The 20,682-nt window shown below is 66.0% G+C and carries 18 protein-coding genes and 1 riboswitch; of the genes, 10 read left to right on the forward strand and 8 right to left on the reverse strand.

From position 1 onward, the window contains the following. Positions 1 to 369: 369 nt before the first annotated feature. Together ACXR2T_RS13625 and glyA are read right to left on the reverse strand one after the other, a co-directional pair. Positions 370 to 1,266, reverse strand: a complete 897-nt coding sequence (locus ACXR2T_RS13625) for a bifunctional methylenetetrahydrofolate dehydrogenase/methenyltetrahydrofolate cyclohydrolase (RefSeq protein WP_458839825.1) — start codon at positions 1,264 to 1,266, stop codon at positions 370 to 372. Between the two features lie 5 nt (positions 1,267 to 1,271). Further along, positions 1,272 to 2,555, reverse strand: a complete 1,284-nt coding sequence (gene glyA, locus ACXR2T_RS13630; protein WP_458839823.1) for a serine hydroxymethyltransferase — start codon at positions 2,553 to 2,555, stop codon at positions 1,272 to 1,274. A 51-nt stretch (positions 2,556 to 2,606) separates the two neighbouring features. Then, a riboswitch (ZMP/ZTP riboswitch) is annotated at positions 2,607 to 2,704 on the reverse strand. Between the two features lie 89 nt (positions 2,705 to 2,793). Here glyA and purU point away from each other — a divergent pair. Next, on the forward strand, positions 2,794 to 3,678 hold the full coding sequence (purU, locus tag ACXR2T_RS13635) for a formyltetrahydrofolate deformylase (RefSeq protein WP_458839822.1): 885 nt from the start codon (positions 2,794 to 2,796) through the stop codon (positions 3,676 to 3,678). A gap of 137 nt (positions 3,679 to 3,815) precedes the next feature. Here purU and ACXR2T_RS13640 read toward each other — a convergent pair whose 3' ends face one another. Next, positions 3,816 to 4,622 carry a TetR/AcrR family transcriptional regulator gene (locus ACXR2T_RS13640; RefSeq protein ID WP_489945545.1) on the reverse strand — a complete coding sequence of 269 codons (807 nt, stop codon included), beginning with the start codon at positions 4,620 to 4,622 and terminating at the stop codon, positions 3,816 to 3,818. A 282-nt stretch (positions 4,623 to 4,904) separates the two neighbouring features. Here ACXR2T_RS13640 and ACXR2T_RS13645 point away from each other — a divergent pair, with 282 nt between their 5' ends. The 3 genes from ACXR2T_RS13645 (at position 4,905) to ACXR2T_RS13655 (ending at position 9,592) form a co-directional block, all read left to right on the forward strand. Further along, positions 4,905 to 6,347, forward strand: coding sequence for an APC family permease (locus ACXR2T_RS13645; RefSeq protein ID WP_458839818.1), 1,443 nt, complete (start codon positions 4,905 to 4,907; stop codon positions 6,345 to 6,347). Positions 6,348 to 6,411: 64 nt separating this feature from the next. Next, the gene (locus ACXR2T_RS13650) at positions 6,412 to 8,067 is read left to right on the forward strand and encodes an amidohydrolase (RefSeq protein ID WP_458839816.1); all 1,656 of its coding nucleotides are present in this window, start codon (positions 6,412 to 6,414) and stop codon (positions 8,065 to 8,067) included. Positions 8,068 to 8,173: 106 nt separating this feature from the next. After that, positions 8,174 to 9,592 carry an APC family permease gene (locus ACXR2T_RS13655; RefSeq protein WP_458839814.1) on the forward strand — a complete coding sequence of 473 codons (1,419 nt, stop codon included), beginning with the start codon at positions 8,174 to 8,176 and terminating at the stop codon, positions 9,590 to 9,592. A gap of 63 nt (positions 9,593 to 9,655) precedes the next feature. Here the strand turns inward: ACXR2T_RS13655 and ACXR2T_RS13660 are convergent, their stop codons facing one another. After that, positions 9,656 to 10,660 (reverse strand): biotin--[acetyl-CoA-carboxylase] ligase, encoded by a 1,005-nt coding sequence (locus tag ACXR2T_RS13660; protein WP_458839812.1) that lies wholly within the window; start codon positions 10,658 to 10,660, stop codon positions 9,656 to 9,658. A 49-nt stretch (positions 10,661 to 10,709) separates the two neighbouring features. Further along, positions 10,710 to 11,117, reverse strand: coding sequence for a hypothetical protein (locus ACXR2T_RS13665; protein ID WP_458813120.1), 408 nt, complete (start codon positions 11,115 to 11,117; stop codon positions 10,710 to 10,712). A 1,071-nt stretch (positions 11,118 to 12,188) separates the two neighbouring features. Between ACXR2T_RS13665 and ACXR2T_RS13670 the strand changes: the two genes are divergently transcribed. Genes ACXR2T_RS13670 through ACXR2T_RS13680 form a run of 3 tightly spaced genes read left to right on the forward strand, consistent with a single transcriptional unit; the run spans position 12,189 to position 14,818 of the window. Further along, entirely contained in the window at positions 12,189 to 13,781 is a 1,593-nt protein-coding gene (locus tag ACXR2T_RS13670; RefSeq protein ID WP_458839810.1) for an acyl-CoA carboxylase subunit beta, read from the forward strand. Positions 13,782 to 13,790: 9 nt separating this feature from the next. Continuing rightward, positions 13,791 to 14,099 (forward strand): hypothetical protein, encoded by a 309-nt coding sequence (locus ACXR2T_RS13675; protein ID WP_458839808.1) that lies wholly within the window; start codon positions 13,791 to 13,793, stop codon positions 14,097 to 14,099. 17 nt (positions 14,100 to 14,116) lie between these two features. After that, positions 14,117 to 14,818, forward strand: a complete 702-nt coding sequence (locus tag ACXR2T_RS13680) for an NUDIX hydrolase (protein ID WP_458839806.1) — start codon at positions 14,117 to 14,119, stop codon at positions 14,816 to 14,818. Between the two features lie 23 nt (positions 14,819 to 14,841). Here ACXR2T_RS13680 and ACXR2T_RS13685 read toward each other — a convergent pair whose 3' ends face one another. Further along, positions 14,842 to 15,477 carry a class II aldolase/adducin family protein gene (locus ACXR2T_RS13685; protein WP_458813128.1) on the reverse strand — a complete coding sequence of 212 codons (636 nt, stop codon included), beginning with the start codon at positions 15,475 to 15,477 and terminating at the stop codon, positions 14,842 to 14,844. Positions 15,478 to 15,551: 74 nt separating this feature from the next. After that, entirely contained in the window at positions 15,552 to 17,276 is a 1,725-nt protein-coding gene (locus ACXR2T_RS13690) for a deoxyguanosinetriphosphate triphosphohydrolase family protein (protein WP_458813130.1), read from the reverse strand. A 62-nt stretch (positions 17,277 to 17,338) separates the two neighbouring features. Here ACXR2T_RS13690 and ACXR2T_RS13695 point away from each other — a divergent pair, with 62 nt between their 5' ends. Further along, complete coding sequence (locus ACXR2T_RS13695) at positions 17,339 to 17,908, forward strand: hypothetical protein (RefSeq protein ID WP_458813132.1); 570 nt, start codon at positions 17,339 to 17,341, stop codon at positions 17,906 to 17,908. A gap of 103 nt (positions 17,909 to 18,011) precedes the next feature. Next, positions 18,012 to 18,962 carry a diacylglycerol/lipid kinase family protein gene (locus tag ACXR2T_RS13700; protein ID WP_458839804.1) on the forward strand — a complete coding sequence of 317 codons (951 nt, stop codon included), beginning with the start codon at positions 18,012 to 18,014 and terminating at the stop codon, positions 18,960 to 18,962. A 21-nt stretch (positions 18,963 to 18,983) separates the two neighbouring features. On the opposite strand, the gene ACXR2T_RS13705 is transcribed toward ACXR2T_RS13700, so the two are convergent. After that, positions 18,984 to 20,177: a RimK family alpha-L-glutamate ligase gene (locus tag ACXR2T_RS13705; RefSeq protein ID WP_458839802.1), complete on the reverse strand. Its 1,194-nt coding sequence runs from the start codon at positions 20,175 to 20,177 to the stop codon at positions 18,984 to 18,986. A 25-nt stretch (positions 20,178 to 20,202) separates the two neighbouring features. Between ACXR2T_RS13705 and ACXR2T_RS13710 the strand changes: the two genes are divergently transcribed. Further along, positions 20,203 to 20,682, forward strand: a complete 480-nt coding sequence (locus tag ACXR2T_RS13710; RefSeq protein WP_458839800.1) for an ATP-dependent zinc protease family protein — start codon at positions 20,203 to 20,205, stop codon at positions 20,680 to 20,682.

Here is a 20,682-nt window from a genome sequence, read left to right on the forward strand (position 1 = left end):
TTTCCACGAAGCCCCGCAGGAATTCAACGTTCTTGCCCTCAAATACCGGAAAATCACCCCAAAGCGGTCAACTCAGGTTCCAACCCCGTATCCAAAAAAATATGCGCGACTACTTCCGCTTAAGCCAGCCCCAAAAGCGGAACTTGTCGCGCATATTTTTCCTCCGCAGTGCGCGTGAGCCAACCGGCACATAAGGGACTCGTAGATTTACTATGAGGGTTGGTTGTTAACACCGCCCTTGTTCTGAGTGGTGGTCACTAGATCGGTCAGTTCAAGGGCCGCGATGATGCCATCTTGCGGACCAAGAAGATGGGGCTGCTGCCCGTCGACGCCTAGCGTCAACCGGCAGCAGCCCCACCAGTGGCCGAGCTAAGCGGTTGCCCGCTCAGCCATCTCCACCACGTTCTTGAGCAGCAGCGCGCGGGTCATGGGACCCACACCGCCCGGGTTCGGTGACATCCAGCCGGCGACGTTTGCCACCGCCGGATCAATATCGCCCACCACGCGGCTCTTGCCCGTGACGGGGTCGATCTTGCGCGAGACACCTACGTCGAGCACGATCGCTCCCGGCTTCACATGCTCGGGCTGCACGATGCCCTCGACGCCGGCGGCGGCGACGATCACGTCGGCCCGGCGCAGCTCGGCGCCCAGGTCGGTCGTACCCGTGTGCGTAAGCGTCACGGTCGCGTTGTACTCGCGACGCGTGAGCAGCGGCCCGATCGGGCGCCCCACTGTCACACCACGGCCCACGACGACCACGTGCTTACCCGCCCACGACAGGCCGTTGCGCTCGACGAGCTCGATCACACCGCGCGGCGTGCACGGCAGCGGCGAGGTGATCTCGGTGTTTACGTTGAGCACGAGCCGGCCGAGGTTCGTCGGGTGCAGCCCGTCGGCATCTTTCGCCGGGTCGATGCACTCGAGAATACGGTCGGTGTCGATGTGTTTCGGCAGCGGCAGCTGCACGATGTAGCCGGTGCACTCGGGGTTCGCATTGAGCTCGGCAATAACCGCCTCGAGCTCCTCCTGCGTCACCGTCTCGGGCAGCTCGCGCTTAATCGACGCGATACCGACCTCGGCACAGTCACGGTGCTTGCCCGCGACGTACCACTGAGATCCCGGATCGCTGCCCACCAGCACTGTCGCGAGCCCGGGAACGACGCCCCGTGCCGCGAGTGCCGCAACACGCGCGGTGAGCTCTTGCTTGATTGCTTTAGCTGCGGCGGTGCCGTCGAGCTTTTGCGCGGTCTGTGTTTCGTCTGCCATGCGAATTACCAGGTCTCGAGGCCCGGGTAGAGCGGGAACGCCTCGACCAGAGCGGTAACGCGAGCCTTGAGCGCTTCGATGTCGCCAGTCTGCTGCAGCGTCAGCGCGATGATGTCAGATACCTCAGCGAACTCTGCGTCGCCAAACCCGCGAGTTGCGAGAGCGGGCGTGCCGATCCGGAGCCCCGAGGTGACCATCGGCGGGCGGGGGTCGAACGGAACCGAGTTGCGGTTCACCGTGATGCCCACGTTGTGGAGCGCGTCTTCAGCCTGCTGGCCATCGAGCGGCGAGTGGCGCAGGTCAGCGAGCACCAGGTGCACATCGGTGCCGCCGGTGAGCACGTCGACGCCCGCAGCCTTCGATGCGTCGGTGGTGAGGGCCTGCGCGAGCAGCTTCGCGCCCGAGAGGGTGCGCACCTGGCGCTCCTTGAACTCGTCGGTCGCGGCGAGCTTGAACGCCGTTGCCTTGGCAGCAATCACGTGCATCAGCGGGCCGCCCTGCTGGCCGGGGAACACGTTCGAGTTGAGCTTCTTGTAGAGGTCAAGGTCGTTCGTGAGAATGAAGCCCGAGCGTGGGCCACCGATCGTCTTGTGCACGGTCGATGAGACGACATGCGCATGGGGCACCGGGTTGGGGTAGAGACCCGCAGCAACGAGACCAGCGAAGTGCGCCATGTCGACCCACAGGGTCGCGCCCACCTCGTCGGCGATCGCACGGAACGCCGCGAAGTCGAGCGTGCGGGGGTACGCCGACCAGCCGGCGATGATCACCTTGGGCTTGTGCTCGAGCGCCTTTTCGCGCACCACGTCCATGTCGACGAGCATCGTCTCGGGGTCGACGCCGTAGTGCACGACGTTGTAGAGCTTGCCCGAGAAGTTGAGCTTCATGCCGTGGGTGAGGTGGCCGCCGTGCGACAGCTCGAGGCCCAGGATCGTGTCGCCGGGCTCGGCGATCGAGCTGAGTACTGCGGCGTTCGCGCTCGCGCCCGAGTGGGGCTGCACGTTCGCGTACTTCGCGCCAAAGAGGCTCTTGGCGCGGTCGCGGGCCAGGTCTTCTGCGACGTCGACGTACTCGCAGCCGCCGTAGTAGCGGCGGCCGGGGTAGCCCTCGGCGTACTTGTTGGTGAGCACCGAGCCCTGCGACTCGAGCACTGCGCGCGGCACGAAGTTCTCGCTCGCGATCATCTCGAGCGTGCCACGCTGGCGGCCGAGCTCGTTCTTGAGCACCTCTGCGATCTCGGGGTCGACGACCTCGAGCGGCTCATTAAAGAATGCTGACTGGGTTGACATGTGTGCTCCTCGTAGCTCAACTTCACGCTTTGGGCGCGCGAAAATGGATTCGGATTCGGCCCAGGCGAGCGGCCATTCCATCAGTGGAAAGGGTTAAAGTCGTCGTTCCCCGATGGTGTCCCATCTGCACGCCAGTCACGACGCTAGCAAGTTTAGCAAGTCTCGCCTCGATGCACGTGGCATGTTTCGCAGCGTGTAGCGGGGGTATCGCTCAGCGCGCATCGACTACCCTAAAGCCGTGACCAGTAACGACGTGACTAGCTCAAACTCCCAGTGGGTGCTCACCCTGTCTTGCATCGACGGGCCGGGTATCGTGCACGCGATCAGCGGCGCGATCGTTGCCGCGGGCGGCAACATCGAAGAGAGCCAGCAGTTTGCGTCTGCCGACACCGGTCGTTTTTTCATGCGGCTGCAGGTGAGCGCGGTCGCGCAGCCTGACACGTTTGAGGCTCGCTTTGCGGGGGCGCTCGCGCCCGTGACCGAGCGCTACCACATGTCGTGGCGGCTCGACGAGGTGGGGCGGCCCGTGCGCACCCTGCTGCTCGCTTCGACCGCGACGCACTGCGTCAACGACCTGCTCTACCGCCGCCGTGGCGGCCAGCTGCCCATCGAAGTGCCGCTGATCCTCTCCAATCACGAGACAGTGCGCGACATCGCCGAGTTCTACGACGTGCCGTTTGAGCACCGCGCGATTGCTGGCAAGGAAGACAAGGCCGCGTTTGAGGCGCGCGTGCTCGAGGTCGTCGAAGAGCAAAACATCGAGCTCGTCGTGCTCGCCCGCTACATGCAGATCCTGTCGCCCGAGTTGTGCGAGGCGCTGGCCGGCAAGGCGATCAACATTCACCACTCATTTTTGCCCGGGTTCAAGGGCGCAAACCCCTACAAGCAGGCGCACGAGCGCGGCGTGAAGCTGATCGGCGCGACCGCGCACTTCGTCACGACCGATCTTGACGAGGGCCCCATTATTGAGCAAGACACGGTGCGGGTGGACCACTCGTACTCGGTGCGCGAGCTCACGCAGCTCGGTCAAGACGTCGAGGCGCGGGCGCTGCGCCACGCTGTCGCCTGGTTCGCTGAAAACCGCGTGCTGCACGACGGCGACCGCACGATCATCTTCAAGTAGGGATCGCGCGGCGCGGGTTCGAGTTCAGGTTCCAGAAATATGCGCGACTAGTTCCGCTTATGCCTGCGTGATAGACGGAAGAAGTCGCGCACATTTTGCGGGACCCGTAACTTTCTAGGCAGCGCCCGCAGGAGTCACTACCGCGCGGCGTCGAATTCGGCCTTGAACCCCGCGACGAGCGCGCGCAGCCCGAGTTCGAACGAGGCATCGGCAGGGCGCTGCCCCACCGCGCCAAGCGCCCGCTCACGCGCCGCATATGCCGACGCGAACGCTGGCGCCGCCGCGCCCGCGTCTGGTTTCATCATGTCGTCGGGCGCCGACGAGTCGAGCGCCGACCCCAGTATGAATGACTCGAGCGCGACGATCGCGACGAGCACTTTGCGCTCGTCCCACCCCGCGCGCACCATCGCTTCCACCACCCGGTCATACATGAGAATTGTCGCGCCTGCCCCCTCAAGCGGAATCACCGCGAGCAGCGCAATCGTCGACGGGTGCGCCGCAAAGGCTACCCGGTAGTCGCGCGCCCACTGTTCGAGCGCTTCGTCCCACGGCAGCGTGTCAAAGGCCGCGGTCGATATGCGGTCACTCACGAGCTCCCGCATACCCGCGATCAGCTCGGCCTGCCCGCTGACGTGGTTGTACAGTGCCGACGGCCGCACGCCGAGCCGCTTCGCGATCGCACGCATGCCAGCGCCCTCTGCCCCGTGTTCGTCGATCAGCGCCAGCCCGGCCTCAAGAATTAACCGCCGCGACAGCACGCTCTGCTTTGGTCGCCCAACCCGCCGCTTCGGCGCGGTCGCGGGCGCGGGCGCGGTCGCGGGCGCGGGCGCGGTCGCGGGCGCGGGCGCGGTCGCGGGCGCGGGCGCGGGCGCGATCTCACCAGCAGAAGCACCAGCACCCGGCTCCGTTTCAGCCGACACGACCGCCCCACCTTTGCTCGTCATCGTCGACCCTCCCAGTGTGTCTGCGCGGGCACCGCGCGCTTGATCCGGCGCCTTTACAGTACCCCGCTTTCGCAGCGACCCGACGCCACCCGACGCCACGCGCACGCCACCCGCACGCAGCACGCACGCAACACACCACCCGCAGGGTAGTTCGACATCGAGCAAACACTCTCTTGACATCGAACAAATTGCGCACCGCGCCAGATTGAGTTAGTGTCATCACGAACTTAAAAGAACATTGTTCATTTAAGTGAGTTTGACCCAGCATCAAAGGAGATACGCGTGAGCACCACCCCGGGCAAAGCCCACCTGAAACGAGAGCTCGGCCTCGGCGGCCTCGTGCTCTTTGGCCTCGCATACATGGCGATCGCGACGGTCTTCACGACGTACGGCATCGTCAACCAGATCACCGATGGCAAGCTGCCGCTCGCGTACGTCGTGGCACTGCTCACTATGCTCTTCACCGCCAACAGCTACGCGTCGATGGTGCGCCGCTACCCCGTCGCAGGGTCGGCGTACACCTACACACAGCAGGCGTTCGGCGGTGGCGCCGGGTTTTTGACCGGCTGGGTACTGCTGCTCGACTACCTATTCATCCCGATGATCAACTTCATCATCTTGGGTCTCTACGTCAGCACCCAGTTCCCCTCGATCCCCGCGAAGCTCGTCTCGTTCATCACGCTCGTGGCTGTGTTTGCGTTCAACGTGTTGGGCATCAACCTCGTCGCGAAGCTCAACATTGCGATCGTGAGCATCTCGGCCGCCGTCATCGCCGTCTTCGCCATCTTCGCGTTCAAGATGGCAGTCGCAGACCCCTCCGCTCCCAGCATGATCGAGCCGTTCATTCCCGGCGCCGAGGGATTCAGCCCCATCTTCACGGGCGCCGCCGTGCTCGCCCTGTCGTTTCTCGGTTTCGACGCGGTCTCGACGCTGTCTGAAGAGGCGAAGCACCCGCGTCGCGACATTCCCCGCGCCATCATTCTCACCGCCCTCATCGGCGGCGGCCTGTTCATCGCCGTCTCGTGGGTGGGCGCTATCGCATACCGCCCCACCGACTGGGCTCTTATTCCCCGCGAGATGATCGACGCCGCCGGCATCGTGCTCGCGCACCACGTCGCTGGCGAGTGGCTCGGCATGCTGTTCGTGCTGTTCTCGGTGGCGGGCTGCTTCGGATCGGGCCTCGCCGGCCAGGTGTCTGTCGCCCGCATTCTCTACTCGATGGGTCGCGACGGCACCCTCCCCAAGCCACTCGGCACCCTGTGGTCGCGGTTTGGCACCCCCGTCGTCGCCGCGAGCACGGTGTCGGTGTTTGCGCTCGCGAGCCTGTTTCTCACCCTCGAGCAGGCGGCCTACATGATCAGCTTCGGAGCGCTCGCGGCGTTCGCGATGGTCAACCTCTCGGTGATTCGCGTGTACCTGTTTCCGCGAGCTGGCGGGGCCACTGGCGAAGCTACCGGCGGGACCGCGCCCCGCGATGCCCGTTCGTTCAAAAACATCGTTCTGCACGGCATTTTCCCCGCAATCGGCCTCGCGCTGACCCTGTGGCTGTGGACCTCACTCGAGACCATGACCTGGGTGGTCGGCGGCATCTGGTTCGCCATCGGCCTCGTGATTCTCATCGTCAAGACCCGCGGATTCAAGAAGCCTGTGCCACGCATGGACTTTGCTGACGGCCCCGAAACCACCGCCATCGACGCAATGGTCGAAACCGCCAGCGCCAAGTAAGCAGCACCAAGTAAGCAGCACGCAGTAACCTCACCCCAAGACCGTTTCGCGTTAGGAGCACACTATGACCCTCACCGTATTCACCGGCGGCACGATCATCACGGCCGCACGTCTCGACGGCAGCCACGCCACGACCGATGCCCTCGCAATCGAGGCGGGTCGGGTCGTCGCCCACGGCGACGAGGCGCGTGCGCTCGCGACGCCCACCGCGAGCACGCCCCATGATCCGGATCATGCCGCGCCCCAGTCGCCCGTGGTCATCGACCTCGCAGGCGACACGGTCGCGCCCGCCTTCGGTGAGGGGCACGCGCACCCCGTGCTCGGCGGGCTCGAGGCACAGGGGCCCGCGGTGCGCGAGGCGGCAGACCTCGCGGGGATCCTCGCGGCGGTCGCGCAGTGGAAGGCCGAGCATCCCGAGGCAGCGTGGATCGTCGGCGCGAGCTACGACGCAACGTTCGCGCCGGGCGGCCGGTTTGACGCGCGCTGGCTCGACGAGGTGACGGGCGACACCCCCACCGTGCTGCGCGCCTGGGACTACCACACCGCGTGGGTCAACACGGCAGCGCTTGAGGCTGCGGGCATCACGGCAGACACCCCCGGCCCCGAGCTCGGACGCATCTTGCGCCGCGAAGACGGCAGCCCGCTCGGCACACTGCAGGAGGCAGCTGCGAACGACCTGCTCGCACACGTCGTGCCCGCGTTTGCGCTCGAAGACCGCGTGCGCGCGCTCGAGGATGCGACGCGCATGTACGCCGAGCAGGGCACCACCTGGGTGCAAGACGCGTGGGTCGACGCCGCCGACATCGACGTGTACCGGGCTGCCGCGGCCGAAAACCGGTTGCACACCCGCGTGAACCTTGCCCTGCGCGCCGACCCCGCGTCGTGGCGCGAGCAGCTCACCGAGTTTGCGTCGGTGCGTGAAGAGTTTCGCGCCCTCGATCACCCGCGGGTGAGCGCCGAGACGATCAAGTTCTTCGTCGACGGCGTGATCGAAAACCACACGGCGGCGCTCACCGAACCGTACGCAGACACCCCGGGCGACCGCGGCCTGCCCAACTGGAGCGAAGACGAACTCGTCGCCGCCGTCACCGCGCTCGATGCGGCCGGGTTTCAGCTGCACCTGCACGCGATCGGCGACCGCGCGGTGCGCATCGCCCTCGACGCGCTCGAAGCAGCGCAGGAGGCCGAGCCGGGCCGCAGCCGCGCCCACGTCGTCGCACACGTCGCGATGCTCGCCCCCGAAGACGTGTCGCGGTTTGCAAAGCTCGGCATCATCGCTAACTTCGAACCGTACTGGGCGCAGTGCGACGCCGTGATGCGGGCGCTCACGATTCCGCACATCGGGCACGACCGCGAGTCGTGGCAGTACCTGATCGGCTCGGTCGTAGGCTCGGGCGCGACCGTCTCGTTCGGCAGCGACTGGCCCGTCACCACGAAGGACTGGCGGCCCGCTCTCGCCACGGCGATCGCGCGCCGCGACGTCTTTGACCCCGCCGACGCGTCATGGCTGCCCGAGGAGTGCGTGACCCCGGCGACCGGCCTCGCTGCCTACACGACCGGCATCGCGCGGCAGGCCCTCGCGCCGGATCGCGGCACCCTTGCGGTGGGCTACATCGCCGACCTGGTGCAGTTGTCGGCGAACCCGCTCGAGGTCACGCCCGAGGAGATTCCCGCCATCGAGGTGCGGGGCACCTGGCTCGCGGGCGAGCGCACGTTCTAGGAGGCGAGTGAACGTTGTTCATTTAGGCCAGATTCGCGCTATGATTCTGGGCGCGGGGAGCTTACACTTCGAGTGACCGCCCCGCACCAGCATCAAAGGAGATACTGTGAGCGAATCAGCCAGCCCCCACCTGAAACGAACCCTCGGGCTCGTCGGCCTGACCCTGTTCGGCGTGACCTATATGACCGTGATTACGGTCTTCACGACCTACGGCATCGTGAACCAGGTCACCGACGGAAAGTTGCCCGCCGCGTACGTGATCGCCGTCGTCGCGATGCTGTTCACCGCAGCCTCGTACGGTGCGATGGTGCGCCGCTACCCCGTCGCAGGCTCGGCCTACACCTACACGCAGCAGTCGTTTGGCGGCGCGGCCGGATTCTTGACCGGCTGGGTGATGCTGCTCGACTACCTGTTCATTCCAATGATCAACTTCATGCTCATTGGCATCTACTTGAACACGCAGTTTCCGGCCGTACCGGTGTGGGCGTTTACGCTCGCCGCGCTGCTGCTCGTGCTGCTGTTCAACATTTTGGGCATCAACCTGGTGAACAAGGTGAACTTCGCGATCATCGCCCTATCGGTGGTGCTCGTCGTGATGTTTATGGTGCTCGCATTCAAGAGCGCGTTTGGCGGCGATGCCTCGGTGAGCCTCATCGAACCGTTCACGTTTGGTGAGGGCGGCATCGGTGCGGTCGCGTCGGGCGCCGCGATTCTCGCGCTGTCGTTTCTCGGGTTCGACGCTGTCTCGACGCTGTCAGAAGAGGCAAAGCACCCGCGCCGCGACATTCCCCGCGCGATCATTCTGTCGACGCTCGTCGGCGGCCTGTTCTTCATTCTCGTCTCGTGGGCGGGCGCGGCAGCGTTCTCACCCGACTGGTCGACACTGTCAGACACCGAAATCGACGCGGCCGGCGTCACCGTGATGAACAACATTGGCGGCGAAGCGTTCACCGCGTTCTTCGTGGCCGTGTACGTGGTCGGCGCGTTTGGCTCGGGCATGACCGGGCAGGTGTCGGTGTCGCGCATCCTCTACGCGATGGGCCGTGACGGCATGCTGCCCCGCCCCCTCGCACACCTGCACCACCGCTTCGGCACCCCGATCATCGCGGCCTGCGTCGTGTCGTTCTTTGCGCTGTCGGCGCTGTTTCTGTCGCTCGACGTGGTCGCGTTTATGATCAGCTTCGGTGCGCTGGCGGCGTTTGCGATGGTCAACCTGTCGGTGGTTCGCACCTACATCTTTACGCGCGGCGGGCGGCGCGAGGCGTTGACAGTTCGTCTGGTGCTGACAAGGCTCGTCGCGCCGCTCATCGGGTTTGGCCTGACGATCTGGCTGTGGACCTCGCTGCAGCCCACTACCTGGATCGTGGGCGGCATCTGGATCGCGATTGGTGTGGTGATCATCGCGATCGTGACGGGCGGCTTCAAGCGCCCCGTGCCGAAGATGGATTTCTCGGAGGCCGACCCCACCACCGAGCAGATCGACGCGATGGGGGCAGAGTACCCGCTGCACGGCGAGCGGGGGTAGGTACGCGTTGCGGGTGCGGGCTGCGTTGGCCTAGCTGTCTGGCGGAGCGTCTAGCCTGCGCGTCTAGCGCAGGTGCTCAACGTCGCCCGCACTCACTGTGAGCTCACCGCCCGCCGGCAGATCGACAACGAGGGAGCCGTCTGCGGCGAGCGCACGGGCGCGGCCGTCGACGAGTTCACCACCGGGCAAGTGCACACGCACCTCGGTGCCGAGCGTGAGTGAGCTGCGCAGCACCCGGTTACGCACCGCGTCGGGGTGGGTGCCGGCGAGCTCTGCCAGCTTCAACAGTTCGTGAGCGATCGTGGCGAGCAGGTGGTCGGCGAGCGCGGCGCCCGCATGATCCGCGAAACTCTCAGCACCGCCCACCGCGGCGCCCGCGGCCAGCAGTGAAGTGGCGCGGTCAGTGGGCAGTTCCCACTCGGGAATCAGCACGTTGAGCCCCATGCCCACGATCGCACTGCCGTCGGGCAACAGCTCACACAAAATGCCGCACAGCTTCTTGCCCGGGCGGCCAGCGATCGCGTCGTCTTCGTCACGTACGTGCACGTCGTTGGGCCACTTCACCCCCACGCGCAGCACTTCGCGCTGCTCAAAGCCGACGAGGTCGTCTGTGTAGCCGTCGGTCTCGCCGTCGCACGCGGCGGTGAAGAGGGGTTGCAGGGCCGCCTGCACCGCCGACCCGGCAATGAGTGGCAGCCAGGCGGGGCCGAACTCGCCCCATTGCGCGAACGCCACGTTCGGCGCGACGGAGCCGCTGCCCTGCTCGTGCTGGTGCTCGTGCTGGTGGTGGTGCTGCTCGTGTTCCCTGTGACCGTGTTGCGGCTGCTCCCCAAACCCGCGTACGAGCACCGAGATCGCGAGCGCCGAGCCGGGCGGCGTCACCCAGCCGCGATCGAGCCTGCCCCGACCGGCGGTCTGGTTGTCGGTCGCGAGCAGGGCCCCGTGCGGCAGCGGGGCGCCAGCGCGGGCGCGATTCTGCGCGAGATCACGCAGCTCGGCGTTCGTCGAGGCAGACGCCTCGCGCCACAGCACCTCGGGCAGCAGTTCGCGCGTTCGCTTCAGTTCCATAGTTCACGAGCGTAGCCCTGTTGCCCGCGGCGTGGGAGCTGCGTGCCGGTTATGGGCGCCAGCCGCGCATGATCATGCGGGCTTTAACACGCTCGATGAGCTCGTAGCGTCGGCGATACTGCAGGTCAGCCGTGATGCGTAGCATGAACCACCCTCCCTCTTCATAGTCACTCCCTTTGTCGACATCACGGCTCCACTGTTTACTCTCGGTACGATGGTGGTCGCCTTCGTACTCGAGCGCAAACTTGATATCGGGGTACGCGCACTCACTCGTGCCGAGATATCGACCCGCAGTATTGTAGACGTCGACATCGAGGCTGGGTTCTGGCAACCCGGCTTCGACAAGCAGTAGCCGCAGGTGGCTCTCGGGCGCCGAGGCGCTGCCCGTGCGCAGAAGCGGCAGTGCCTCGCGCAGAAGCGGGCGGCCGCGCCGTTCGCGCTGCTGGGTCTCGGCCATGAGACGTGCCAGCGTTGCGTGGGCCAACCTAGGCCGTGGACCTAGGTTGCCCCCGACGCGCGGGGTATGAATAATGCCGTCACCCAGTGCGACGCGATCTGGCAACCGGAGGGCGGGGGCGTATGTGACCCAAATGCTCGACGGGTCAAGAGTGGGCAGTAGATCCTTTCGCACGACCGAGATAAGGCGTGCTACGAATCGTCTGCCCTTGACTCCCCGCCGACGAGGGAACGGCTGCCCCTCACAAACGCCCACCTCGACTAATTGTGGTGCTCGTGTATTGATAGGCACCGGCAGCTTCCAGATGATCGCGGCAGTGATGCCCGCGAAGAATTCACCAGGTTTCATCACTTTGGTGTACGCCAGTGCGCGCTGAATGTGTTCTTCACGCCATTGCTTCGCGGGGTGGGTGGGTTGTGGGCGCTGGGCTTCTTGTGTTGGGCTCCGGTCCACGGGGAATGTTCTGACACCATGAAACGGCCGCGCGAGGTTCGGGCTGCGCCACTGCCAATCGGTGAGGCCCTCGGCACGCGCACCCGCCCGGCTCAAGCTTGGGGCCTTGGGGGTATTGGGCTCTTCGTAGTATCGGTCACGCATGCTTCTACTATCGAGAGCGGTCGGGGCCATGTGTAGGGTCAGTTCACGGTTGTGCATAACTCTCGAATTTGCGTCTAATACGCGACCTGTGGACAACATGTCACGCTGTTGCCCCGCGCCGCAGGTCCCCGTCACGCTCCGCTGTGCCCTCGCATCGAATTTTGGTACAGAAGTGGTTGGTGAACAGGCCGCATCGCCGCAACATTTGCACCAAAGTTTCCACACCGCAGGAACGACTAGTTTGTTGGTACAAAAGTGGTCGGTAGACGGGCCAATTCACCACAACATTTGCACCAAGGTTTTTGCGCTCCAAGCACAACCAATTTGTGAGCGAAAAGGAAGCTCGCACTCTCGCGTGCAGGTCGCTTAGGAGCCCGCTAACCACCCCACCCGTAGGGTTTCAACGAAGGAATCGCGATTCCATTGGAGCTTATATAAGGGATACAGGCAGCAGCCCGCGCTAGGCTGGCATGCGTGACTGGAGACATCAACGACCTCGCTACGACCGCAGGTCGCATCGCCGACCACCGCCAGAAGTACCAAGAGGCGGTGGGTGACCGCGACGCGGCCGCCGCCGCCAAGCAGCACGCCCGCGGCAAGATGACCGCGCGCGAGCGCATCACGGCACTGCTCGACCCCGGCTCGTTCGTCGAGTTCGACAAGTACGTGAAGCACCGCACACACGGCTTCGGCATGGAAAACTCACGCCCCTTCGGTGACTCGGTCGTCACCGGCGCCGGCACCATTCACGGCCGCCAGGTTGTCGTGTACTCGCAGGACTTCACCACGTTTGGCGGCTCGCTCGGCGAGGTCGCCGGCGAGAAAATCGTTAAGGCCATGGAGTTCGCGCTCAAGACGGGCGCCCCCTGCCTCGGCATCCTCGACTCGGGCGGAGCCCGCATCCAGGAGGGCGTCGTCGCCCTGTCAAAGTACGCCAGCATCTTCAAGCTCAACACGATGTGCTCGGGCGTGATCCCCCAGATCTCCATCATCATGGGCCCCTCGGCTGGCGGTGCGGTCTACTCCCCCGCCCTCACCGACTTCGTGATCATGGTCGACCAGACGAGCCACATGTTCGTCACCGGCCCCGACGTGATCAAGACCGTCACCGGCGAAGACGTCGGCTTCGAGGAGCTCGGCGGCGCGCTCACCCACAACCAGAAGAGCGGCGTCAGCCACTACCTCGCGAGCGACGAGCACGACGCCCTCGACTACGCGCGCACCCTCATCGGCTACCTGCCCGACAACAACCTGGCAGAGGCGCCCGTCTACGACACCGACACGGCACTCGAGATCACCGATCTCGACCGCAAGCTCAACCAGGTGATCCCCGACAGCCCTAACCAGCCCTACGACATGAAGACGGTCATCGAGGCGATCCTCGACGGCGGCGACTTCCTCGAGGTGCAGCCGCTGTTCGCCCCCAACATGCTCATCGGCTTCGGCCGCGTCGAGGGCCGCACCGTCGGTATCGTCGCGAACCAGCCCAACCAGATGGCGGGCACGCTCAACATCGACGCGAGCGAGAAGGCGGCACGCTTCGTGCGCTTCTGCGACGCGTTCTCGATTCCCATCCTCACCCTCGTCGACGTGCCCGGCTACCTGCCCGGCACCGACCAGGAGCTGCAGGGCGTCATTCGCCGCGGCGCGAAGCTGCTCTACGCCTACGCTGAGGCGACCGTGCCGCTCGTGACGATCATCACGCGCAAGGCGTACGGCGGGGCCTACATCGTCATGGGATCGAAGCAGATGGGCGCCGACTTCAACATTGCGTGGCCCACCGCCGAAATCGCCGTGATGGGCGGATCCGGCGCCGTAAACATTCTCTACCGCAAGGAGCTGGCTGCCGCGGCCGCTGCGGGCGAGGACGTCGAGGCGCTGCGGGCCGAGCTCACCGCGAAGTACACGGCCGACGTGACGAGCCCGTTCCTCGCTGCCGAGCGCGGCGAGCTCGACAACGTGCTCGAGCCCGCGGGCACCCGCCTCGCGGTCATCAAGGCGCTGCGTGGCCTGCGCGGCAAGCGCGCCGAGATGCCGGCGCGCAAGCACGGCAACATTCCGCTCTAGGCGCGCACGATGACTGAGCAAAATCTAGTTCCGGATCACGGTACCGCCGACCTCCTTCCCCCCGACGCGTCGGCACGCGACGCGGCGCGGCGGGAGGAAATGGGTGACGCCGATGCGCACCTGACGGGTGATGATGTTCGCTTCATCACGAAGCAGGTGTCTGACACTGAGCGTGCCGCGGTGATCGCGGTGCTCACGCAGGTGCGCGCCGAAGAGACCGAGCGTGTGAAGCGGGTGGAGCGCCGCGAGCGTGAGCCGTGGGCCAGGTCGCAGCGTGTGCCCGAGGGCATCAGCGACCTGCTAATCGAGGGCAGCTAGCGCGCTAGGCTGGGCGTATGACCCCGAGTCCCGATGATGCGCTGCGCGACTTGCGCGGGCTCATGCGGCGCGGGGTACGCCTCGACTTTGACCCGCAGGGGCCGCTCGCTTCGCGCCCCATGCGGCGGTCAGCCGTGCTCATCCTGTTTGGGGCGCTCGACAGAGTACCCGCGCGCGGCAGCGCAATGCCCGTGGCGGCCGAACTTGACGTGCTACTCACCAGGCGCGCCACGGGCATGCGGCATCACGCCGGCCAGATCGCGTTCCCCGGAGGCGGAGCGGACCCCGAAGACGCAGACTCCGCCGCAACCGCACTGCGCGAGGCACACGAAGAAACCGGGCTCGACCCTGCAGGCGTCGAAGTACTCGGTGAGCTCCCCGAGATCCACCTGCCGGTAAGCAACAACCTCGTCACCCCTGTGATCGGGTGGTGGCACAACCCCAGCGAGGTCGCGGCAGATCACACCGAGTCGGTCGACGTGTTTCGGGCGCCGGTCGCCGAGCTGCTCGAACCGGCCGCCCGCGGCACGTCGGTGCTCACCCGCGCCACACAGGCTGGAACCACCATCACCCACCGCGGGGCCGCGTTTCGGCTCGCCCCGCGCCTCGGCGAACACATCGTGTGGGGGTTCACCGGAATCGTGCTCGCGACCCTGTTCGACGAACTGGGTTGGGCGGCCCCGTGGGACGCGACGCAGGAGTTTGCGGTGCACCCCTGATCCGGAGCGAGAGCGAGCCGCGGTTACGCGTGCGTCGCGTCGCCCGCAGGGAACACCGTGTCGGTGTCGCCGAGCTGCAACGCGAGCGCGGTCGCCTGGGCCGCGTCTTCGAGGTTGAGCGCGCGACGGTACGCCATGTCGACCGAGTCGGCGACGACCGAGCAGCCGTGGTGCTGCATGATCACGCAGTTGTGCTCGCGTAGCGCCTCGGCCGCGGTGTCAGCGAGCTCGTCGGTGCCGTTGTGGAAGAAGGGCGTCACGCCGATCGAGCCGACGTAGTACGCGTGGTCGAGCGTGAGCAGCCGCACCGGCTTCTCGAGGCTCGCCATCACGACCGCGGTGCGCGGGTGCAGGTGCAGTACGCACGCGATGTCGGGGCGGGCGAGGTAGGCGCGGTGGTGCAGCTTCCACTCGCTTGAGGGTTTCGCGCCGCCCTCGCGCGCGGCCCCGGTTTCGCTCGGGTCCAGGGTGAGCGTCGCGAAGTCGGCGGGGGTGAGGCGGTCGAGCCAGGTTCCGCTGCCCGAGACGACAAACTCGGTGTCGCTCACGCGCGCAGACAGGTTACCGGCGCTCGCCAGCACGAGCCCGCGTGCGACCGCGTCGCGGCCCACCTCAATGAGTTGCTCGATGAGGTGGGCGGCGTTTCGTTCGTTCTTCACCACACCAGGGTACCGCGCTGCCTGCGCGAGCGGCCTTCGCGAGCAGCCTTCGCGAGCAGCCTGCATCCCCCGGCCTACCCGGTGAGTTCGCCGCCCATCAAACTGCGGTGCGTCGTGACCGCCTGCTGGTCGCTGAGAGATGCGACGTAGTCGAGAATCGCCCGCGCGCGGCCCTGCCGCCACAGCCCCGCGTCACTCGTGTCGCCGAGCAGCAGTTCGGGGCGGTTATCGCGCAGCGCGAACGTCGCCTCCGTCGACTCAGCCACCCACTCGAGCAGTCGCCTCGGGGCCCGCCCCGCGTCGTCGGGATCGGTGAGCCAATCGTCAAACCCGAGGGTCAGCTGCTCAACAATACGCGCCATGCCTCGCTGCGGGCCCGCGAGCTCGGGGCGTTCAAGCACAAAGTGGGCGTGCACAAACTTGAGCACCGCGACCTCGTGCCAAGCCTGCTGGCCCAGGCGCACCGGGCCGCTGCGTACATTCGGGTTTTCCTCGACCACGATCGAGGTGCGTAGGTGCTCGATCCAGCGTCGCGTGAACCCCGAGACGGCCCGCTCCGAGTCGATGCCGCCGTCATAGGGTACGGCGAGCAGGCCGTCACCGAGTTCTTCGCTGACCCTGCGCACCGCCGCCGCAAACGCCTCACGGTCGGCGATCCAGCCGTCTTTGTCGTGCAGCCGCAGCCACAGCAGTTCGAGCGAGTGGCCCGGAGTGCGCCAGCTCGCGGCCAGCTCGCCTCGGTGCATGGCGTCGAGCGCGGTTGATCCGGCCAGCCAGGCCCGCAGCTCCCCCGACACAGCCGCGTGCTGCAGTACCCCGGCCCGCGTGAAGTCGTCGAGGTCGTGCACGGCGTAAGCGATGTCGTCGGCGAGATCCATGACCGCGCATTCGACGGTCTGCATGCCCCGTTTGATGCGGGGAAAGGCGGCGAGCGCCGCATCCATCTCGTCGGCTTCGAGCGCGTAGGCCGAAAACTTTTCGGCGCCGTTCAGCGGGTCATCGCCGACGCCGCGGGGGCGCCCCGCAGCTGGCATTGCTGTGGCGGTGTCACCGAGCCAGGCGCCCCGCGTCCAGGGGTACTTGAGGGTTGCCGCCCGCGTCGCCGCGGTGAGATTGAGGCCGGGAAACTGGCGTCCCAGGGTGTCGAGCTTCGTCAGAATGCGCAGCGTTTGCGCGTTCCCTTCAAACCCCTCCGCCAGCCCAAACCGCTCACGGGCGACGCGATCGAGCACGCGTTCGCCCAGGTGGCCAAACGGTGGGTGCCCGAGGTCGTGCGCGTGCGCGGCGGCTTGCGCGACGATGGTGTCGCAGCCACCCAGCCGCGACAGCACTCGACCTGTCTCGTCATCGAGCGGTGACTCGCCGCGGGTGTAGGCCTCGTGTCGCGCAACCTTGCCCGCCAGCTGCGAGGCGATGACTCGCGCAACCGCGCTCACCTTGAGCGAGTGGGTCAGCCGGTTGTGCATGACGGGGCCGACGCCCGACTGCGGCATCACCTGCGTCACGTCAGAAAGCCTGGCGAAGTACGACGAAAAGCGCACGCGTTCGAGGTCGATCCGATATTCGAGGGGGTCCTGGCGCGCTGTGCGAGCCCCGGTCTGCGCGTCGAGCCTCGGTTCGTCCTCGTACTCACTGGGCGCGCGATGCTGCGAGGTCTCATGCTCGACGTAGCGGCGTGCCTCACGCGCCGGGGCCGCCCCGGCACCGCCAGCGTGCTCGCGTTCGCTCGTCGCTTGCGCACGCGTTCGATCCGGATCATGGCCTTCGGCGCGCCTCTGCGCGGGGTCCTGCGTCAGCATGACCCCATTCAAGCATGTCAGAGGTGCGGGTTATTATGACCGGCATAACCGAAGGAGCTGATATGAGCACAGATGCGGCCGCCAACACCGGCACGCGCGCCACGAGCGTGCCGTCCATTGAGCGCGCGACGGGGCGCACTTGGGCTAGCTGGCTCGAGCTATTCGCCGCACAGGGCGCCGAGAAACTGGGTCACGCCGCGATCGCCAAGATCGCGCGGGCGGCGCTCCCCGACGACCTGCAGAGCGTGGATTGGTGGGCGCAGGGGGTCGCGATCGCCTTCGAACAACATACGGGGTTGCGGGTGCCCGGGCAGGGCTCAGACGGGTTGTTTCGTGTGAGCGCAAGTCGCACGCTTGTTCTCGACCGCGACGCTGCGATCGACGCCTGGGTAGCAGTGCATGGAGGCGCCGCCGAGCACCGCGGCTTCGCGGTGCAGAAGCCGCGCAGGTCGCGCACCGAGAAACGATCGTTCTGGCGATTCGACCTCGACGGGATGGGCCGTGTTGAGGTGTCGGCCACGCCCAAGGGTGATGATCGTGTCACGCTGAGCGTCAACCACGACGGCATGCCGAGCGGTGAAGAGGTCGAGCAGTGGCGCGTGTACTGGAAGGGGTTGCTCGCGGCGATCTGACAGTGCCACCCGGCTTTTCCCAGTCGCATCTCAAGTTTCTCGCGTGTCATGGGTGATGTACGACCCCATTCATTTTGCAGGCCCGTTTCAGCCAAGGGACCCCATGAAGAACGCAATCGGAATCGTTTGGAACCCGTCTAAGACCAGCAAAGAAGTGCTGAGCACCGCCCTCGACGAAGCCTTCACGCGCACGGCTGCCCGCGAGGTACTGTGGTTTGAGACCGCAGAAGATGACCCCGGGCGCGAGGCTGCGCGTGCCGCGGTCGCGCAGGGCTGTAGCTTGGTCATCGCGGCGGGCGGTGACGGTACTGTGCGCGCGGTCGCCGATTTTTTGGGCGAGTCCGGGTCGCCGAAGGCTGCGCTCGGCATCGTGCCGATGGGCACGGGCAACCTGCTGGCACGCAACCTTGGCATCACGCTTGGCAACCCCCGTGCAGCGCTTGAGCGCGCTTTGCAGAGTGATGGTGCGCCGCTCGATCTGGGTCGGGTTACAGTCACTACAGCTGACGGCGCTACCGTGAAGCTCGGCTTTGTTGTCATGGTGGGCTTCGGTCTCGACGCACAGATGATTGTTGAAACTGACGATGAGTTGAAGGCCAAGGCTGGATGGCTCGCCTACGTCGAGTCGCTGGGGCGCGCGGCCACAGGCACCGAGATCGTCGAATTCGCGCTCGCACAAGACAGTGGAGAAGCCGTGCAAGAGCAGGCGCATACCCTCCTCGTCGCTAACTGCGGCAGCATCCAGGGCGGCATCACGCTACTCCCCGATGCGCAGCCCGATGACGGCGAACTCGATCTCCTTCTGCTGCGTGCCGACGGCGTCGCAGCCTGGCTGGACACCATGCGCAATCTTGTCTGGGACAACGGGCTCAAACAACTATTCTCGGGAGCGACTGGGGCCGAGAGTTCTGACTCGACGGCGCACCTTCGCGCGCGCCGGGTGCATGTGTCATTGCCGGTACCGCTCGCGTTTGAGGTCGACGGTGACGATGTTGGAAAGGTGACATCGTTCGAGGTCACACTGCTACCGGGCGCATTGCAGGTGTGCGCGTAGACGAAGCCCCAGCCGCGGTCGTTAGCCCTCGGCGAGTTCTTGCGCGCCGGGCGGCAGCTTACGCACACGCGCGCGGCGGCGTTTCTTCTCGGGGATCATGCCGCGCATTTCGTCGAGTTTGCCGAAGCACAGCAGCCGATCTTCGGCCTCGAGCACCACGTGTTTGCGCGGATTGGGGATCACCTGCACGCCACGGTGCAGGGTGAGCACCGTTACGTCCCGATCCCACAACCCCAGGTCGCCGAGGGTCTTACCGACGTGTTCTGAGCCGTGCATGGTGAGCTCGGCAACGCCGTAACCCGTCGAGACCGACAGCCGCTGGCGCACGTCGATCTCAGGGAAGTTCACCTGGCCTGCGATGTAGTCGATGATCGCGCCCGCAACGTCGAGCCCCGTCGCCGCTTCAATGCCCTGCAGCCCGGGCGACGAGTTGACCTCCATCACGAGCGGGCCTTCGTCGCCCTCGAGCATGTCGACGCCCGCGACGCGCAACCCCATGATCTGCGCGGCGCGCACGGCCGCCTGCTCATACTCAGAATCGAGCGTGACGGCCTCAACCGAGCCGCCGCGATGCACGTTCGAGCGAAACTCATCGCCCGCCGCGGTGCGGCGCATCGCTGCGACAACCCGGTCGCCCACCACGAGGGCGCGCACGTCGCGGCCGCGACTCTCTTTCACAAAACGTTGAATGAGCACGTTTTGGCGGGTCGAATGCAGTGTCTCGATGATCGCTTCGGCGACCTTCACTTCGGGGGCCAGAATCACGCCGATGCCCTGGGTGCCCTCGAGCAACTTAATGACGACGGGGGCGCCGCCGACGCTCTCGATCGCGGGGCGCACGTCGGCGCGGTTGCGCACAAACGCGGTCGCGGGCATCTCGATGTTGTGCCGCGACAGGATCTGAATGGCGCGCAGCTTGTCGCGCGAGTTCGAGATACCGTTCGCGGTGTTGGGCGTGTACACGTCCATCTGCTCGAACTGTCGCACGACCGCCGTGCCAAAGTAGGTGATCGAGTTGCCGATGCGCGGCAGAATCGCGTCGTAATCGCTCAACTGCTTGCCGCGGTATGCGAGGTCTGGCTCGTCGCCGGCGAGGTCAATCGAAAAGCGCAGCGTGTTGAGCACGCGTACCCTGTGCCCCCGTTCTTCGGCGGCCGCCACCAGGCGCTGCGTCGAATATGCCTGCGGGGCGCGCGAAAGAATCGCAAGTTTCACCGTGAATACCTGCCAAGATAGAAGCGTGAACGGACTCCCCTATTCAAGCACTCTTACGGGGTGGCGTGAATGGGCGCGCCTCGACGGAATCGGCGTGCCCTGGATAAAGGCCAAGATCGACACCGGCGCACAAACCTCTGCGCTACACGCGACCGAGATTGTTGAGTTTGAGCGCGACGGCGCGCCGTGGGTGCGGTTTCAGGTGCAGCCCTGGCAGGTCGACGATCGCGACGCCGTATCGGTTGAGCTGCCGGTGCACGATCACCGCATCGTGCGCAGCTCGTCGGGTCACGCCGAGTCGCGGCCCGTGGTGCTCACCACCCTCGGTCTCGTGGGTCGCGAGGTCGAGGTGCAGCTCACACTCACCGACCGCGAAGAAATGGTGTTTCGCATGCTGATTGGGCGCGAGGCGCTCGAGCAGGGGTTCATTGTCGACTCGAGCGAATCGTTCTTGGGCGGGCGGCCGCCGCGTGCGGTGCGCCAGCGCAACCGCGGCCAGGCGTAA

The organism is Leucobacter faecis, from assembly GCF_054456635.2.

What these genes read in the sequence shown, in the direction of transcription:
- ACXR2T_RS13625 (WP_458839825.1), bottom strand. Translation starts at nt 1,266, where the DNA reads ATGGCAGACGAAACACAGACCGCGCAAAAGCTCGACGGCACCGCCGCA.
- glyA (WP_458839823.1), bottom strand. Translation starts at nt 2,555, where the DNA reads ATGTCAACCCAGTCAGCATTCTTTAATGAGCCGCTCGAGGTCGTCGAC.
- ACXR2T_RS13640 (WP_489945545.1), bottom strand. Translation starts at nt 4,622, where the DNA reads ATGACGAGCAAAGGTGGGGCGGTCGTGTCGGCTGAAACGGAGCCGGGT.
- ACXR2T_RS13650 (WP_458839816.1), top strand. Translation starts at nt 6,412, where the DNA reads ATGACCCTCACCGTATTCACCGGCGGCACGATCATCACGGCCGCACGT.
- ACXR2T_RS13660 (WP_458839812.1), bottom strand. Translation starts at nt 10,660, where the DNA reads ATGGAACTGAAGCGAACGCGCGAACTGCTGCCCGAGGTGCTGTGGCGC.
- ACXR2T_RS13665 (WP_458813120.1), bottom strand. Translation starts at nt 11,117, where the DNA reads ATGGCCGAGACCCAGCAGCGCGAACGGCGCGGCCGCCCGCTTCTGCGC.
- ACXR2T_RS13675 (WP_458839808.1), top strand. Translation starts at nt 13,791, where the DNA reads ATGACTGAGCAAAATCTAGTTCCGGATCACGGTACCGCCGACCTCCTT.
- ACXR2T_RS13680 (WP_458839806.1), top strand. Translation starts at nt 14,117, where the DNA reads ATGACCCCGAGTCCCGATGATGCGCTGCGCGACTTGCGCGGGCTCATG.
- ACXR2T_RS13690 (WP_458813130.1), bottom strand. Translation starts at nt 17,276, where the DNA reads ATGCTGACGCAGGACCCCGCGCAGAGGCGCGCCGAAGGCCATGATCCG.
- ACXR2T_RS13695 (WP_458813132.1), top strand. Translation starts at nt 17,339, where the DNA reads ATGAGCACAGATGCGGCCGCCAACACCGGCACGCGCGCCACGAGCGTG.
- ACXR2T_RS13700 (WP_458839804.1), top strand. Translation starts at nt 18,012, where the DNA reads ATGAAGAACGCAATCGGAATCGTTTGGAACCCGTCTAAGACCAGCAAA.